Here is a 15697-nt window from a genome sequence, read left to right on the forward strand (position 1 = left end):
TTCACTTCCTGCGTCCCACCAGTTCTTTCAACAGGGTAAACAGGAATTCGTTTTTCTTATTCAGTCCTTCCAACAGGGCAACTGCCTCATCGGACAGTGCTTTTACCTGCTGCGACGCTTTCCCGATTCCCATAAGTGTCACATAAGTGGTCTTATGGTTCTTCTCATCACTGTGAATTGGCTTTCCAAGCTCTTCAGCAGTGCTTGTCACATCCAGAATGTCATCCTGGATCTGGAAGGCAAGACCAATATTTTTCGCTGCCTTTTCTACTGTAGCAGTCTCTTCTGCTGCAGCGCCTCCAAGAATGGCTCCTGTCATCATAGAAGCTTCGATCAGCGCAGAAGTCTTATTCTCGTATATATAATCGATCATCTCACGGCTCATAGGCTTGCCGTCATTTTCCACGTCCACACTCTGTCCCCCAAGCATTCCGTAAAGCCCAGTCTTATGGGACATCACCTTTAAAGCCTGGATCACATATGCCTGGCTCTCCTGTGTATCTGCCTTGTCAAAAGCTGTAAGCATCACCTCATAAGCAAAATTCAGAAGCGCCACTCCGCTAAGCACGCCCATAGCCTCTCCATAGACCTTGTGAGTGGTAAGGCGTCCTCTCCGGTAATCGTCGTTATCAAGTGCCGGAAGATCATCATGAACCAGAGAGTGGGTATGGATCATCTCCATAGCCGCCATAAACGGATAGGCAATGTTTTCGTCACCGCCAAACATCCGCAATGTCTCCAGTATCAACATGGGGCGCAGACGCTTGCCACCGGCCAGAACGCTGTAATTCATAGCCTCTGCCATGGTCTTTGCAAAGCCTTCCTCTACTGGAAGATAAGACGCGATCACACTCTCGATTTCATCTGTTCTTTTCTTTAATTCATCTTGAAAATTCACCAAGGCTACCATCCTCATTCATCTGCAGCATTTTCTTCTCTACAGTATCCAGTTTCTCGTTGCAAAATTTCAGAAGCTCCATTCCCTGTTTATACAGACGGAAGGAGTCCTCCAGGGAGGTCTCACGGTCTTCCAGCCTGCCAGCCAGAACATCCAGCTCTGAAAAAGCCTTCTCCAGAGTTTTCTCTTCTTTTTTCTCATCAGCCATTGTCCCGAACCTCCTTCTTTATGGTTATCGTCCGTGATCCGCACAATAATCCATTGTTTACTGCTCACGGTCTGCACCGCAGCCTTTATTGTCCGCTCTCTGCAGCTGCTCCGTGACTGCTGATCTTTGTATTCTGTACAGATGCCTCTATGGTACCATCCGTCACATAAACCAGCAGACTATCCCCTTGTTTTACCTGTGAAACGCTTGTCAACGTCTTCCCTTCCCCATCTGAAACATAGGAATAGCCCTGATTCAGCTTCCGAAGAGGAGAAAGGCCGTGAAAACGCTCCAGATAGAGGGACAGCCTGTGTCTTTTGTCTTTTATCTTTTGTTCCATGGCAGACTGAATACGGTCCTGCATATCTGCCACAAACTGCTGACGGTCACGCAGACGGCTCTCCGGATTCAGATAGGAAAGCTCCGTCCGGTATCGTTCCAGTCTTGCCCGGTTCACATCAATTTTATTCCAGATCGCACGCTCCATCCGCTCCTGATATCCCTGCATGGAATTCAGAATGCCCCGGCAGTCAAAATAAGCCAGTTCCGCCGCAGCCGACGGGGTTGGCGCTCGAAGATCTGCCACGAAATCCGCAATGGTAAAATCCGTCTCATGTCCTACTGCTGAGATCACAGGGGTGCGGCACTCAAAAATCGCCCTGGCAGTTTTCTCCTCATTGAAGGCCCACAATTCCTCAATGGAGCCGCCGCCCCTGCCTACAATGATAACATCCACACCAGCCTCATCCAGCATACGTATTCCGCGTACAATGCTGTCTGCTGCTTCCTCTCCCTGCACAAGGGCAGGATAAAGAATGCTCTGGATAAAAGGATTTCTTCTGCTGGAAACATTGATAATATCCTTGATGGCAGCTCCTGTAGGAGAGGTTACGATTCCTACCCTGTGGGCAAATTCCGGGATGGGCTGCTTGTACTCCTGTGCAAACATGCCCATATCCTCCAGCTCCTGCTTTAGGGCCAGATATCTTTCGTAAAGCGCACCAGCGCCTTCTAAGGTAATCTCCTTCGCATAGAACTGATAGACGCCGTCTCTTTCATAGACATCAACTCTGCCCCCGGCTACAACCTTGTCCCCATCCTTCATACGGAAAGCCAGTCCCCGCCTGGAGCCGGCAAACATCACGCATTTCAGTGTGCCGCCTTCATCCTTCAGGGTAAAATAGATGTGTCCTGTGGAGTGGTACTTACAGTTGGATACCTCTCCTTTTACATAAATATTCTGTAAAAAATAGTCCTGGGTAAACATGTTCTTCACATAGCGGTTTACCTGACCAACAGAATAAACATTATTCATCCTTACTTCCCGGTGCCTTGGAGCTTACATTGCGGTTAACAACAACAACCTTCCTGGAAGGATCTTTTACTTTAAAGCCAGACTTCGGTCTTGCAGCAGCCTGCTCTTCTTTCTTGACGGGAGCCTTTCTTGCAGCAACCTTCTTATCCGGATTTGCGATCTTGCCAAGGATTCCATTTACGAATGCACCGGACTCTTCGGAGCCGAAGCATTTCGCCAACTCTACTGCCTCGTTGATGGCAACTCCTACCGGCACTTCTTCTTTCTCATATTCAAGCTCGTACACAGCCAGGCGGAGTACTGTCAGGTCTACACGGTTCATACGGCTGGTCTTCCATCCCATACTAATGCTGTTCAGCTTCTCATCAAGCTCTGCTGTGTGGTTCATAATGTTCATATATTTGCGGCTGATATAGTCTCTGTCGCTCTCTTCCAGGTTCTCAATATCAGATAAATATAAAGCAAGCTGCTCTTCCATTTCTTTCTGTGTATTAAACTCGCTGATAAAAAGCAGCTTAAAAATGTGTTCTCTCTGTTCCCTTCTTCTCATGTTTCCTCCTACTATCTATAACTCCCTCTTAACGATACAAAGAAATGTCTGCTTTCGCAGACATCTCTATACGATCTTTCCTTTTTCGTTTACTTACTTTTTTCGTTCTCCATATCTACGCTTGCAATATGAATATTGACATCTGCAACCTCAAGTCCTGTCATGTTCTCAATTGCTGCTTTTACTTTCTCCTGGACCTTCTTGCTGGTCTCAAGGATGTTCATGCCATACTCAATATTCAGGGTAAGATCCACGCTTACAACACCGTCTACGATTTCAACCTTAACACCCTTGGAAAGATTCTTCATTCCAAGCTTGCTTACCAGTTCATTGGTAATATTGCCAGCCATGGATGCAACACCGTCTACCTCTGTAGCAGCAAGTCCGGCAATAATGGTGACCACCTCGTCTGCGATCTGAACCTCTCCGATTCCTTCAATATCCTGTATTTTATATGTTGTTCTCTTCTCTGCCATGCTTACAAACCTCCTAGGTTTAATCTGCCAGATATCAGAAAAATTCTTATCTTTCCTGACATCTGACGTCAAATCTGCCTCTCGGCGTATTTACACTATACGGACATGCCTGCCTGAACTGACAGCCATCATCCGAGACTTTTATTCAATTATAGCAAAATGCGTCAAAAATGAAAAGAGTTATTTACTGAATTCTGTTAATATTAAATCCGGATTTCTGTCCTCGGTCATGCCGACGCTCCATGCATTGACAAACAGAAGCAGCGGATTACCCTTCAGGTCTGTAACCTTCTTCATATCAGAGGTTCCAACAATCTTGTCCACCGCTACCTCATCTTTGTTTGCGATCCATCTGATATGCTCATATGGCAGATTTTCCAGACGAATTTCTACATTATACTCATTCTCCAGACGATATTTCAGAACATCAAACTGAAGCACGCCAACAACGCCCACGATGATCTCTTCCATATTTCCATAAAGCTCCTGAAAAATCTGGATAGCACCTTCCTGTGCGATCTGGTTGATTCCTTTTACGAACTGCTTTCTCTTCATGGTATCCAAAAGTCTTACCCTTGCAAAATGCTCCGGTGCGAATGTAGGAATTCCTTCAAATGCAAATTTGTTGCCAGGTGTACAGATGGTATCTCCAATGGAGAAAATACCCGGGTCAAAAACACCGATAATATCACCTGCATAAGCCTCGTCTACAACGTGACGGGACTCTGCCATCATCTGCTGCGGCTGAAGAAGTCTCATCTTCTTGTCCCCCTGCACATGGTAAACTTCCTGGGAAGCGTCGAATTTGCCGGAACAGATACGCATAAATGCGATTCTGTCACGGTGAGCCTTGTTCATATTTGCCTGGATTTTGAAGACAAAAGCTGAGAAATCGTCGCTCATTGGATCTACAAGACCTGTATCTGCCATTCTTGGAAGCGGTGATGTGGTCATTTTCAGAAAATGCTCCAGGAATGTCTCCACACCAAAGTTGGTAAGGGCAGATCCGAAAAATACAGGGGTCAGCTCTCCCTTACTTACCAGCTCCTGGTCAAACTCTGCGCTTGCACCGTCCAGAAGCTCGATTTCTTCCAGAAGCTGCTCCTTCTGCTCCGGATCCATAACCTCAAGTGCGTGAGGATCGTCCAGATCGATCTCCTCGAAATTTCCCTCCTTGGTACCCTTCTGGGTATCTGTAAAGGTAAGGATCTTATTTGTGTTGCGGTCGTAAACGCCACGGAATTTTTTACCGGAACCGATTGGCCAGTTGATGGGGCAGGTTGCGATTCCAAGCTCTTTCTCAATCTCATCAAGAAGGTCAAAGGTATCGTTGGCATCGCGGTCCATTTTATTGATAAAGGTAAAAATAGGAATGTGTCTCATTACGCAGACCTTAAACAGCTTTCTGGTCTGCGCCTCAACACCCTTGGAACCGTCAATTACCATGACCGCAGAGTCTGCTGCCATCAGGGTACGGTAGGTGTCCTCAGAGAAGTCCTGATGTCCAGGAGTATCCAGAATGTTGATGCAATATCCATCATAATGGAACTGTAATACGGAAGAAGTAACGGAAATACCTCTCTCCTTCTCAATTTCCATCCAGTCTGATACTGCATGGCGGGCCGTTGCCTTTCCTTTTACGCTACCGGCCAGATTAATGGCTCCGCCATACAGCAGGAATTTCTCAGTCAGAGTGGTCTTACCTGCATCCGGATGGGAAATGATGGCAAAGGTTCTTCTTTTTTCTATTTCTTTCGTATACTTCGACACGTTTAGCCTCCTATTTGAATTCTATATCCCTAAACAGGCAGATTTCCAGACTACTGTTCCCTGGTAACCTTTCCAGCTCCCATTGCCATAACGTTCCACCAACACTGCTTCTGGGATAATCTGCCTGTATTCTTACAATTTTGCAGCATTCCTATTCTAGTATATGGACTGCTGCACTGTCAAGGGGATTTGTGACTAATCTGTGACTAATCGTTCCCGAAAGCTACTGTTCACAACACAGCAGCCTGAAAATACACCTTTGGCTATACCGGCCGTTACGGATTCGCTGTGGTATCATCATCAATATCCACAGAGGTCTCCAGAGATTCATCCTTGTTCACCAGTTCCTCTTCACTCGCATTTAAAGGTGTAATCACAATATTCTCCGGTGCAATTCCTGTTTTTCTCTTCACGATATCCTCAATCTGGGCGCGTTTTGCATCTGTCAGATCTGCTTCCGGAACTACCACATCTGCGGTCTCCCCGGTAAGGTTTACGATCACATTTGTAAAGCCCTTTGCCTCCAGAAGAAGCTCTGCAGCAGACTCTTTTTCTGTCAGGTCTGCCATGGAAACCAGAGTGCTCACAGCCTCCTGCTTCTGGTCATCCCCCAGATCCTGGTTATTGATGATTGCCTGAAGGTCCGCTTTATTCTGGGAACGGATCTGCTCCCTGGAAAGTTTGGCCTGGGCCGCAAAATCAGAGACCGCAGTAAGTACAGCTTCCCCCGGTGTGCTGGTGGTCTGGTCCTGCACATCTGTAAGGCTGCTATCTGCCCCGTTCTCATCCAGAAGGGCTGTTTCATCGGTAAGATCGTAATTTACATCCTCCAGGATACTGCTGTCTGCGCTGGCCTCCTTATTCTTCAGTCCCAGATCTACATCTGCGAAATTCAGGTATCCTGCAACTGCGATCAAAACCGCCAGTGAAGTAATGATTACCTGGTTCTTTTTCAGAATCTTTTTCACTTTACCTCTCCTCATTTCATTTTCATTACTTTAATTTTATGGGCTTCTACCTGAAATAATGCCATAACTGCCTCTACAATATTTCTGGAAACCACAGAATTATCTGCTCCTTCTGCTGCGATCAGCACTCCGGTAACTGCCTGGTTTCCAGAGCTGTAGAAGCTGCTGCTGTCTTTTTGTTCCCCGGTCATAAGGACCACCCGGACCTTTCCCACACCTTCTACCTGGGACAAAAGCTCCTCCAGTTTTTCTTCCAGCAGGGAGCGCTGTGCAGTCTGCTCTTCATAAGAAGCATCTGTGAAAAACGGTCTGCTTTTTTCTTCTGTGGAAGAACTGTCTGTTTTATTGGATACCGGAAGTGCGATCACCGTGAGCAGCACCCCCAGAAGCAGAAGGATCACCCACTGCCTGCTGCCCATTTTCCCAAGTAAGGACTTCACAGTTTTCTTCCCGGATTCCCCAGTTTGCTGCAAGTTCATCCTTGATCCCCCTCTCTGTCTTTGTATCCGGCACTTCCTTTGTCCATAGAGTGGCCTTTAACAGCTCCCCTTCTATATGTACTTCACACTTCATCACATCTATTCCTTTCTTTTGCAAAGTTTCCAGAATATTTCGGTCCAGCTGCTCTTCTACTCCTTTTTCCAGAAGGCATTTCTGGAGATTTTCCATATCCAGGGTAAGGCGCTGTTTTTCTTCCTGCTGATAAAGACTGGAAAAGCTTTCCGGCAATGCCTTTGCTTTCTCCAGTACGGAAAGCACCGGAGTGATCAGCATAACAATCAGAAGCAGGCCCATAAAAAAACGCACATAGCGCTGATATTTTTCTGTTGGAACCAGATGCATGGTCATGGTAAGTAAAATGTAAAATATGGCAAGACATTTGATCCAGCTGTAAATAGCTTCTTTCATATTCTATCACATCCCATGTCCCCTTTTTGCCCATACCTTTGTTATAAATTGTGACGCCCATCTTGCAGAAAGCCTTTTTCAAGCATGCCCTAACCTCCCACCGACGCCATAAGCACCACGAAGATGAGCACACACAGGATTTCTGCAGTCAGCATGATCTGAAGAAGCATGGCACAGCCTTCTCCCATTGTGCTAAGGCAGCCCACAATTCTTTTATCTGATACCGGCTGGACTGCCGCACTTAAGAATCGGTAGCTTAAAGAAAGGAGCCCGTAGTGGATCACAGGTCCGGCCCCCACAAGAAACAGCACGATCACAGCCACTGCTCCAAGACAGTTTTTCACCAGAAGCGCACCTGCCAGGATCAGCTCTGTTACTGCATTTACAGCATTTCCCACCGCTGGGATTGCCCCGGCCGTTCTGCCTATGGCTGTCCGCCTGATGGAATCCATTGCAGGTGCCACCAGACCACGCACTACCTGAAGCCCCAGAACTGCCCCAAGTATGGTTTTCAGGCTCCAGCTGATCAAGGTTTCCAGAAGCTCTGCCATCTTACTTAGCATATCCTCTTTGGAAAGGTGGTTTACCAGGCAAAGCAGGACGTACAAATTTGCTCCCGGCAGAATCAGGGTAAGAAGGATCCATTCCACCAGCCATACCAGGAGAAGAACCCCCTGATAAAATACGGAAGCCGTAACTGCCCCTGAAGCTGCAGAAACTGCCACAAAATAGGCTGGTGCCAGTCCTTTCATAAACTGTGTCATCCAGTCCAGCTGTTTTCCAAGGGAAATTCCAAGCTGCTGGTAGCTGTTCATAAAAATGGTAAACAATAGCAGATATATCATATAAAAGCTAACGTCCCCAATCTGATCATTTTCAAAGACTGCTGCAAAATTAGAGAACACTGCTGCCGCAAGTACCAGCAGAAGGATCCTGAAAAAATTGATCCGCTCCTTTTCCAGACGGTCAAAAAAGAGGCTGCGCAGAAACTGCTGCACCGCCTCTTTTGAAAATACTGTTTTGCCATTTATCATGTTTTTTAACGCTGTTCCTATAGAGAAGCTGTCTTCCCCAAGCATTTCATCCATCAAAATCTGAACCTGCTGGAAGGACATATCGGAAACCAATTGATCGGTAATGCTGGCAGAAGTTATCACTTCGGCTCCATTCTCATCAGATTCCACAGACTCCGCTGTATTTTTTTCTTCTGTCCCTGCAGATATTTCACCAGATACAATTTCTGCTGCCTGACTTTGCGCCTTAATATTTATTTTCTGATTTTCCATCAAAAGTCCGGTCATAAATATTAGCAGCATGGCCGTCACATGGAATTTTTGTTTTCTTCCACAAACGCTCATACCATAAACTCCTGAATGGTTTTCAGAAGCGCCATCAGCACCGGCATGCTCAGCACCATCACAGACAGCTTGCAAAACAGCTCAATCTGAGCCGCTGTGGTGCTGCAGCCTGCGTCCTTACAGATTCCGGAGGCAAACTGTCCGATGTAAGTGATTCCGATCATTTTTACCAAAGTGGAAATGTATTCTGTATCTACCGGAAGTGTTTCCTGAATTTTCCCCAGGGATTCAAAGAGATAACGGATTTTCCCAACAGCAAGTCCCATGATCACAAGACCGATCCCTACTGTAATAAAACAGGCGTATTCCGGTTTGGTCCCTTTCATAAGGAATCCAAGCATAACACCGCATACGCCTAACAACGAAATCTTTATAATGTCCATTTTCCACCTCCATAAAAACCTGCGGCCGGCAGCCTCCCGCTGCACTTAGACTCACGTAAAGCCATAAATTTGCGCCACATTTTCAAAATGTTGGTGAACCAGATCACAATTCAAATAATTTCTTAATACTGTCAAATAACTCATAAATATATGGCACGATCCAGAAAAGCACCACCAGCAGCCCTGCCAGGCTGACCAGAAATGCCTGTTCCTCCCGGCCGCTGTGCTTCAGCACCTGGGAAAGTACGGAGACCAGAATCCCTACAGCCGCAATTTTGAAAATAATACTGACTTCCAAGGAGGCCTCCTTTCTCCTACCATAACAGGATCGCCAGCAGAATTCCCCCCAGGATTCCCATGCTCCGATAGGTTTTCTGCTGCTTTGGCAGAGCGTTTTTCAGAGTCTTTATACGGTGGCTCAGTTCTTCTTCCAGAAGCGTCAGCTGTGCCACCTGCATTTCCCGGTCCAGATATCCCAGTTTTTCTCCCAGGGAAAGAAAGCATTCCCTCTCTTCCGCAGAAATCTTCTGCAACGGAAGATCCTTTAATGCACATTCCCGGAAAATACTGCCAAAGGGAATTCCAGGACGTTTCTGCAGCCGCTTAGCTGTTTTCTCCATAAACAGCCTGTACCCGCCTGGCATTTTTGCCGCCACATCAAAGAATGCATCTTCCAATGCCGCCCCGGTACAGCGGATTTCTCCTTTCAGTAACAGAAGAAGCTGAACCAGTGTTTCCAGGATTTTCAGCCTGGTGTCAAGTTCCATACTTTTGCAAAATCCAAGACCGGTTCCGGAAAAAAGGATCAGAATGATTCCTGCTGTTTTCAACAAGGCCTCCCGTTTCTGTCATAAATTCCCATTATGGTTCCAGCATGATCCCCTTTGTCAAGGAAAATGTAACGCTCAAACACTCTTCTTCTCACCAGCTTTTCAAAATAGGGCTGGTGGATCACATCTTCGATGGAATCTCCATGCGCAGTTGCGATCACCTTGCAGCCACTGTGGATCACAGACTCCACCGCTTTGAAATCTTCTTTTCGTCCCAGCTCATCCACAGCCACAACGGCCGGGGACATGGAACGGATCAGCATCTCCATTCCCTCTGCTTTCGGACAGCCATCCAGCACATCAGTGCGCATGCCAAGGTCATTCTGGGGAACCCCCTGGTAGGAACCGGCAAGCTCGCTTCGCTCGTCCACAACGCCTACTGTCATCCCGGGAATCTTTTTCTTATCTTCCCCGTTACTCAACTGGCGGATGATATCCCGAAGCAGGGTGGTCTTCCCTCCTCTTGGCGGGGAAACGATCAAGGTATGGGCTACCCAGTTCTTTTTGCGGATATAAGGCATTACCGTATCTGCACAGCCTACCACCTCATGAGCCAGCCGCACATTGATGCAGGAAATGTATTTCATTCCCCGGATCTCATTTCCATCTAAAATTACCTTCCCGGTAACCCCCACACGGTGTCCTCCCTGAACAGTGAGAAACCCCTGGCGCATTTCATCTTCATAAGAATAAAGGGAATAGCCGCTTACATATTCCATTGTTTCTTTCAGATCCTCCCTGGTCACCACATATTTGCCATCGTGATCCGTAAGAAACCCCTCACCGCCGTCATAGGTGTAGAACAATGGCCGTCCCACTCTCAGACGTATCTCGTATATTTTATCATAATCAAGATTTGCATTCATCAACAGTCTGCGGATATTGCCTGCAAACAGGTTCTGAATCTGCTCTGCTTCTATGTTGTATCACCTCTCAATTTTAATATATGTGGACAATCCCGGATTCATTCTTAGAAACGCACTGGATTTCTCTCTGGTTTCAGTCTGGAGTGTGTAAAAATTCTTTAGTACTGATTCTGTGTGCTCTGCTGATACTTTTCCATTCTCGGCAGGCTTAATTTCAGAACCCTGTCCACAATATTTACGGACGCTGAACTATATGCATAGGCAGCGGATTCAAACAGCACATACAAGTCATCCCCGTCCACAAAGATCTGCTCAATCCGCTCCGGGAAGCGGTAACTGATGGCAGAATTTTCATCTACATAAAGACGTTTATCGGATTTTTCATAAAATACCACACGGGAAGGCAAAATTCCAAAGGAATGGGACAGCAAAAGTTTGTCATTATAAAAAGTCATTCCCTGGGCCTGCTCGGAAATAGTGGAATAATCAAGGGGCACTGCCATCTCAAAGTTCATTCCCAGTCCCTCGTCCATAGTATTGACCAGGTTTCCCTGCTTATCTACTGCATATCTTGCGATGGCGCTGTCTGTATATTTTGTAAAACAGCCAACGTACAGGCAGCCTTTGTAAAAAGTCATAAAGGAATCACGGACAATTCCGTAAAGGCTGGCTACCTGATTGGTGCTTATGGGACGCTTACTCTCATCATAGTCGTAATTTTCGATGGATTCCATGGTCAGGCTTACCGCCTGGGCAAGCTCCTGTGTATTGGAGGAATACCACAGAATCTGATGTTCACTGTCATAGGCCAGGCCTCCCACATGGGGCTGACCGGGCAAAACAATTTCTTTTATAAAACGATGTGATTCTTTGTTGATCATATAAATTACAGAGTTATGCTTTTTCGCATGGCAATAGGCACTTACAAAAACATAATTCTCTGTTACTGCCAGTCCCTGCGGCGTCATAGTGGTGCACATGGCCGGCATATCGCCCTCGCTGGTAAGGAGGGTTCGTGTTGCTTTCAGTCCGGGAATAATATAGGTTCCGTATTCCCGCTCTTTTTTCCGGTCTTCAAAGGCAAATGCCATCAGCTCTTCTTTCTGGGAGAGCATCTGGATCTGTCCCCGAAGGGTGTAATAGGCCGCTTCCTGATTGGTGGTTTTGCGCTTGGCCGGTGGCTCATTTCTTCCTCTGTATATAAAGGCATACGCCAGATAAGATCCCGCAATGACCAGGATCATAATCAGGATCCTGAGCCAGAAAATGCGATTTCTCCATTTCATCTTTGTTGTCATTTATTTGCACTGCTTCCGCAATTTTAATTACTGTTTTCGCACAACAGACATTATTATACTTTATATTATTAATGTTTACAACCCTGTTTCTTCTAAGAATCTGGACGGATCCCGTTCTTTGTCATACTGGCGTCTTACATAACAGATCGTCAGCTCTTTCTTTGCCCGTGTCATACCCACATAGAAAAGCCGGCGTTCCTCTTCCAGAGACTCCGCCAGAACCGCTTTTTTGTAAGGAATACTGCCTTCGTTTACATTCATGATATAAACCTTGTCATATTCCAGTCCTTTTACCGCATGAAGAGTTGAAATCACAATGCCTTCCCGTTTGGTTTCCTGCTTTTTCGCCTGTTCCGCCAGCTTCTTCGTATAATCCTCAATGTAATTTTCCCACTCTTCCAGAGTTTTCATACCTTTTGCACTTTCCTGGATGCGGTCGAGAACCTCCAGAAGCTCTTCCGTACGGATCTTACGGTATTGTGCATACTCTATGAGATACTGCTCATAGCCCATTCCTTTTCGGATAAAATTTACCGCTGCATAAGGTGCCAGCGTAGAAAGAATGCGCAGATGTGTCTCCAGTGTGATGATCCGGTCGCACATCCAGTCCTTGTCCTTGTAAAATTCCTGAAGAGCTGCGAAATCCACTGTTGTCTGTGTCAGCGCATCCCTTGCAATATAGCGGTTCGGACGGTTCATGATCTCAAGGAAGGTCTTTCTTGTCCGGTCTCCTGCTGCCATTTTCAGATAAGCCATCAAATTCCGGCTGATCCAGTGACGGAACAAATTGGGCAGTTGTTCTTTCATGGTAAAAGGAATCTGATATTCCATCAAAGCTCCCACAAGGCCCTCTGCCTCCTGGTTGGTACGAAAAAGAACCGCCGTATCTTCCAGGCTTTCACCTGCATCCAGCCGTTTTTTCAGGAAGGCTGCCACCTTCACATATTCTTCTCTTGGATTGTCAAATTCCATCACTTTTACAGGCTTTCCCTGTTCATTGGGAGTGGATAGCTGCTTCTTAAAACGCTTCTGGTTGCAGTTAACCACATTCATGGCTGCCTGAAGTACATTTTTCGTGCAGCGGTAATTGATGTTCAGAAGAACTATTTCTGCCTTTGGATAATCTTTTGTAAAGTTCAGCATGATCTCGGGCTTCGCCCCACGAAAATGATAGATAGACTGATCATCATCCCCCACTATGAACAGATTATCCCTGGGCTTTGCCAGCATCCGCACAATGTCGTACTGGAGATGGTTGATGTCCTGAAACTCATCCACCATAATATACTGAAATTTATTCTGCCATGCCGCCAGAATGTCTTTTCGCTGGTCAAAAAGTTCATAGCAGCAAAGAAGCATATCGTCAAAATCCAGCTTTCGTCTCTGACGCAGAGTTTTCTGGTAACCATTGTAAATCTGGCGGAACACCTCGTCCGGGCAGCAGGAGGAATAATAGTGATCCAGGGAAATACGATTCCCCTTTACCACACTGATCTCCTTGGCCACATCTTCCTGAAAATCCCCTTCCTGAGCCAGATCCTGGCCAAATTCCAGTGTCATTTCTTTCAAAATGGCATATTTCTCTTCTTCTGACAGAATATTGCTGGTTCCCAGACCGTAGGCCTGTTTCAGTATCCCGTAAAATACACCGTGAAAGGTTCCAAAGGTAACAGCAGTGGAAGTCTGTCCAGTGAATTTCAGGAACCGCTCCTTCATTTCTTTTGCAGCAGCCCGTGAAAAAGTCACCACAAGGACAGAGGAAGCAGGTATTTTCCCCTCGCCGGTCATATATGCAGTTCGTTCAACGATTACTGAGGTTTTCCCCGAACCGGGGCCTGCCAGAACCATCATCGGTCCTGACAGGTGGACGATTGCCCTTAATTGAGATGGATTTTTTTTCATAATGGAAACGGATTCTCTTTACAGGGTTTCAAGCTTCAGGATGGCAGCTTTCACACGGCGGATGGTCTCATCCTTGCCGATGATCTCCATGATCTCGGTAGCACCTGCCGGTGTCATCTGCTTGCCAGAAACAGCTGTACGAAGAGGCCACATTACATAGCCGTTCTTGTAACCTTTCTCCTTCACAAATTCACTTAAAGAAGCAAACAGCGGATCGTTGGTGTAATCCTCCTGGGCTTCCAGAAGCGGAAGAACTTCCTTCAGGACAGTCAGGGAAGTCTCCTGGTTTGTTTTCATTTTCTTGTGGCAGTACATCGCCGCATCGTACTCCGGAACCTCCTGGAAGAAATCGATCAGTGCCGGGATATCCTGGAAAGTCTCAATTCTTGTCTGTACCATTCCCGCGATCTTCTTGAAGTTAAAGTCACCTTTCAGAACCTCTTTCATATATGGAAGAGCTCTCTCATAGAATACTTCCGGATCCATTTTCTTAATATACTCGCCGTTCATCCAGCGAAGCTTGTTGATATCAAATACAGCTGGAGATTTGTTAATGTGGTGATAATCAAATTTCTCAACCAGCTCCTGGAGACTGAAGATCTCGTTATTATCTGCCGGACTCCATCCAAGAAGTGCAACGTAGTTAACAATTGCCTCAGAAACAAATCCCTGATCCAGAAGATCCTCATAAGAGGAATGTCCGGAACGCTTTGACAGCTTGGCATGTGTCTCATCTGTGATTAACGGGCAATGTACGTAAACCGGGATATCCCAGCCAAATGCCTCGTAGATGCGGTTATATTTCGGAGAAGAGGAAAGATACTCGTTACCTCTTACTACATGCGTGATTCCCATAAGGTGGTCATCTACAACGTTTGCAAAGTTATAGGTTGGATATCCATCGGATTTGATCAGGATCAGATCCTCAAGCTCTTCGTTGTTTACTGTAATGTCTCCGTAAATAACATCATGGAAGGTAGTAGTTCCCTCTGTCGGCATGTTAAAACGAATTACGTGAGGCTCACCAGCATCCAGGCGGCGCTGAACCTCCTCCCTGGAAAGCTTCAGACAGCGTTTGTCATAGATGGATATCTCCTTGCCTGCAACAACACGCTTCATGCTCTCTAACTCTTCCTTCTGGCAGAAGCAATAGTATGCATCGCCCTGCTCTACCAGCAGCTTGGCATATTTCAGGTAAATTCCCTGGGCCTGGCGCTCACTCTGTACGTAAGGACCATATCCGCCGTCCTTGTCCGGACCTTCGTCGTGAAGAAGACCTGTCTTCTCCATGGTACGGTAAATAATATCAACAGCACCTTCTACATAACGCTCCTGGTCTGTATCCTCAATACGGAGAATGAAATCTCCGCCTTCATGTTTGGTAATAAGATATGCGTATAACGCTGTACGTAAATTTCCAACATGCATTCTGCCTGTAGGGCTTGGTGCAAATCTGGTTCTGATCTTAGTCATGTCTTCTCTATTCTCCCTGTTTATTCTTTCTTTTCTTCTATTGTCATCCTCATAAGTGTGAGTTCTGAATGACAACTATCTTTCCACATTATATACCTAATCCATTCAAAATGTCCATAGGAAAAAAGCAGTCCTATAGTCTGCGGATAAAAAATCTCCCCGAAGCCCAGCCTCAGGGAGATCGTTACTGTTCACGAAGATTCTCTGTAAAAAATAATTAAGCGTCGATTCCTTTATCTCTCAGATAGTCGATCACGTCACCAACTGTGTTCAGCTCTGTAAGCTCCTCTGCCGGAATCTCGATGTTGTACTCATCTTCCAGCGCCATAACCAGCTCGAAGAGGTCAAGGGAATCTGCTCCCAGGTCATCCTTGAAGGAAGTGTCTGCTGTAATTGTCTCTGCGTCGCAGTTAAGCTGCTCTGCGATCATTTCACTCATCTTTTCTAACATTGCTCATTCTCCTTTAATAAATATCTCGAAAACCGGCTCCCA

The 15697-nt window shown here is 46.2% G+C and carries 18 protein-coding genes; all 18 read right to left on the minus strand.

The genetic code is table 11. The annotated features are described in order from the left end of the window. Position 1: 1 nt before the first annotated feature. Positions 2–898, minus strand: coding sequence for a polyprenyl synthetase family protein (locus LIQ05_RS05090; protein WP_226819268.1), 897 nt, complete (start codon positions 896–898; stop codon positions 2–4). Continuing rightward, positions 882–1106 (minus strand): exodeoxyribonuclease VII small subunit, encoded by a 225-nt coding sequence (gene xseB / locus LIQ05_RS05095; protein WP_226819137.1) that lies wholly within the window; start codon positions 1104–1106, stop codon positions 882–884. The genes LIQ05_RS05090 and xseB overlap by 17 nt, the downstream gene beginning before the upstream one ends. Positions 1107–1191: 85 nt before the next feature. Further along, on the minus strand, positions 1192–2421 hold the full coding sequence (xseA, locus tag LIQ05_RS05100; protein WP_226819139.1) for an exodeoxyribonuclease VII large subunit: 1230 nt from the start codon (positions 2419–2421) through the stop codon (positions 1192–1194). Then, a complete protein-coding gene (nusB, locus tag LIQ05_RS05105; protein WP_226819141.1) occupies positions 2414–2971 on the minus strand; it encodes a transcription antitermination factor NusB in 558 nt (185 codons plus the stop codon). The genes xseA and nusB overlap by 8 nt, the downstream gene beginning before the upstream one ends. Positions 2972–3060: 89 nt before the next feature. After that, positions 3061–3447 carry an Asp23/Gls24 family envelope stress response protein gene (locus LIQ05_RS05110; protein ID WP_226819143.1) on the minus strand — a complete coding sequence of 129 codons (387 nt, stop codon included), beginning with the start codon at positions 3445–3447 and terminating at the stop codon, positions 3061–3063. 180 nt (positions 3448–3627) lie between these two features. Next, complete coding sequence (locus tag LIQ05_RS05115; RefSeq protein ID WP_226819145.1) at positions 3628–5217, minus strand: peptide chain release factor 3; 1590 nt, start codon at positions 5215–5217, stop codon at positions 3628–3630. Positions 5218–5492: 275 nt separating this feature from the next. Continuing rightward, positions 5493–6185, minus strand: a complete 693-nt coding sequence (locus tag LIQ05_RS05120; protein ID WP_226819147.1) for a SpoIIIAH-like family protein — start codon at positions 6183–6185, stop codon at positions 5493–5495. An 11-nt stretch (positions 6186–6196) separates the two neighbouring features. Beyond that, complete coding sequence (locus LIQ05_RS05125) at positions 6197–6586, minus strand: hypothetical protein (protein ID WP_226819149.1); 390 nt, start codon at positions 6584–6586, stop codon at positions 6197–6199. Beyond that, entirely contained in the window at positions 6528–7094 is a 567-nt protein-coding gene (locus LIQ05_RS05130) for a stage III sporulation protein AF (RefSeq protein ID WP_226819151.1), read from the minus strand. The genes LIQ05_RS05125 and LIQ05_RS05130 overlap by 59 nt, the downstream gene beginning before the upstream one ends. 89 nt (positions 7095–7183) lie before the next feature. Continuing rightward, positions 7184–8452 (minus strand): stage III sporulation protein AE, encoded by a 1269-nt coding sequence (locus LIQ05_RS05135; RefSeq protein ID WP_226819152.1) that lies wholly within the window; start codon positions 8450–8452, stop codon positions 7184–7186. After that, positions 8449–8835, minus strand: coding sequence for a SpoIIIAC/SpoIIIAD family protein (locus tag LIQ05_RS05140; protein ID WP_226819154.1), 387 nt, complete (start codon positions 8833–8835; stop codon positions 8449–8451). Before LIQ05_RS05140 ends, LIQ05_RS05135 begins: the two co-directional genes overlap by 4 nt. A 103-nt stretch (positions 8836–8938) precedes the next feature. Continuing rightward, entirely contained in the window at positions 8939–9133 is a 195-nt protein-coding gene (gene spoIIIAC, locus LIQ05_RS05145; RefSeq protein ID WP_021924294.1) for a stage III sporulation protein AC, read from the minus strand. 16 nt (positions 9134–9149) lie between these two features. After that, positions 9150–9665: a stage III sporulation protein AB gene (locus LIQ05_RS05150; RefSeq protein ID WP_226819156.1), complete on the minus strand. Its 516-nt coding sequence runs from the start codon at positions 9663–9665 to the stop codon at positions 9150–9152. Continuing rightward, positions 9662–10585: a stage III sporulation protein AA gene (gene spoIIIAA, locus LIQ05_RS05155; protein WP_226819270.1), complete on the minus strand. Its 924-nt coding sequence runs from the start codon at positions 10583–10585 to the stop codon at positions 9662–9664. The genes LIQ05_RS05150 and spoIIIAA overlap by 4 nt, the downstream gene beginning before the upstream one ends. A gap of 104 nt (positions 10586–10689) precedes the next feature. Beyond that, complete coding sequence (locus tag LIQ05_RS05160) at positions 10690–11829, minus strand: hypothetical protein (RefSeq protein ID WP_226819157.1); 1140 nt, start codon at positions 11827–11829, stop codon at positions 10690–10692. A gap of 75 nt (positions 11830–11904) precedes the next feature. Beyond that, positions 11905–13731 (minus strand): ATP-dependent helicase, encoded by a 1827-nt coding sequence (locus LIQ05_RS05165; protein WP_226819159.1) that lies wholly within the window; start codon positions 13729–13731, stop codon positions 11905–11907. A gap of 18 nt (positions 13732–13749) precedes the next feature. Continuing rightward, entirely contained in the window at positions 13750–15204 is a 1455-nt protein-coding gene (gltX, locus tag LIQ05_RS05170) for a glutamate--tRNA ligase (RefSeq protein ID WP_226819161.1), read from the minus strand. A gap of 217 nt (positions 15205–15421) precedes the next feature. Further along, positions 15422–15655, minus strand: coding sequence for an acyl carrier protein (gene acpP / locus LIQ05_RS05175; protein ID WP_021924300.1), 234 nt, complete (start codon positions 15653–15655; stop codon positions 15422–15424). Between the last annotated feature and the right edge of the window lie 42 nt (positions 15656–15697).

Source organism: Blautia glucerasea (genome assembly GCF_020537505.1).
GTDB lineage: Bacteria > Bacillota > Clostridia > Lachnospirales > Lachnospiraceae > Blautia_A.

What these genes read in the sequence shown, in the direction of transcription:
- LIQ05_RS05165 (WP_226819159.1), bottom strand. Translation starts at nt 13,731, where the DNA reads ATGAAAAAAAATCCATCTCAATTAAGGGCAATCGTCCACCTGTCAGGA.
- xseA (WP_226819139.1), bottom strand. Translation starts at nt 2,421, where the DNA reads ATGAATAATGTTTATTCTGTTGGTCAGGTAAACCGCTATGTGAAGAAC.
- xseB (WP_226819137.1), bottom strand. Translation starts at nt 1,106, where the DNA reads ATGGCTGATGAGAAAAAAGAAGAGAAAACTCTGGAGAAGGCTTTTTCA.
- LIQ05_RS05140 (WP_226819154.1), bottom strand. Translation starts at nt 8,835, where the DNA reads ATGGACATTATAAAGATTTCGTTGTTAGGCGTATGCGGTGTTATGCTT.
- LIQ05_RS05160 (WP_226819157.1), bottom strand. Translation starts at nt 11,829, where the DNA reads ATGACAACAAAGATGAAATGGAGAAATCGCATTTTCTGGCTCAGGATC.
- LIQ05_RS05130 (WP_226819151.1), bottom strand. Translation starts at nt 7,094, where the DNA reads ATGAAAGAAGCTATTTACAGCTGGATCAAATGTCTTGCCATATTTTAC.
- gltX (WP_226819161.1), bottom strand. Translation starts at nt 15,204, where the DNA reads ATGACTAAGATCAGAACCAGATTTGCACCAAGCCCTACAGGCAGAATG.
- nusB (WP_226819141.1), bottom strand. Translation starts at nt 2,971, where the DNA reads ATGAGAAGAAGGGAACAGAGAGAACACATTTTTAAGCTGCTTTTTATC.
- LIQ05_RS05135 (WP_226819152.1), bottom strand. Translation starts at nt 8,452, where the DNA reads ATGAGCGTTTGTGGAAGAAAACAAAAATTCCATGTGACGGCCATGCTG.
- acpP (WP_021924300.1), bottom strand. Translation starts at nt 15,655, where the DNA reads ATGTTAGAAAAGATGAGTGAAATGATCGCAGAGCAGCTTAACTGCGAC.
- LIQ05_RS05110 (WP_226819143.1), bottom strand. Translation starts at nt 3,447, where the DNA reads ATGGCAGAGAAGAGAACAACATATAAAATACAGGATATTGAAGGAATC.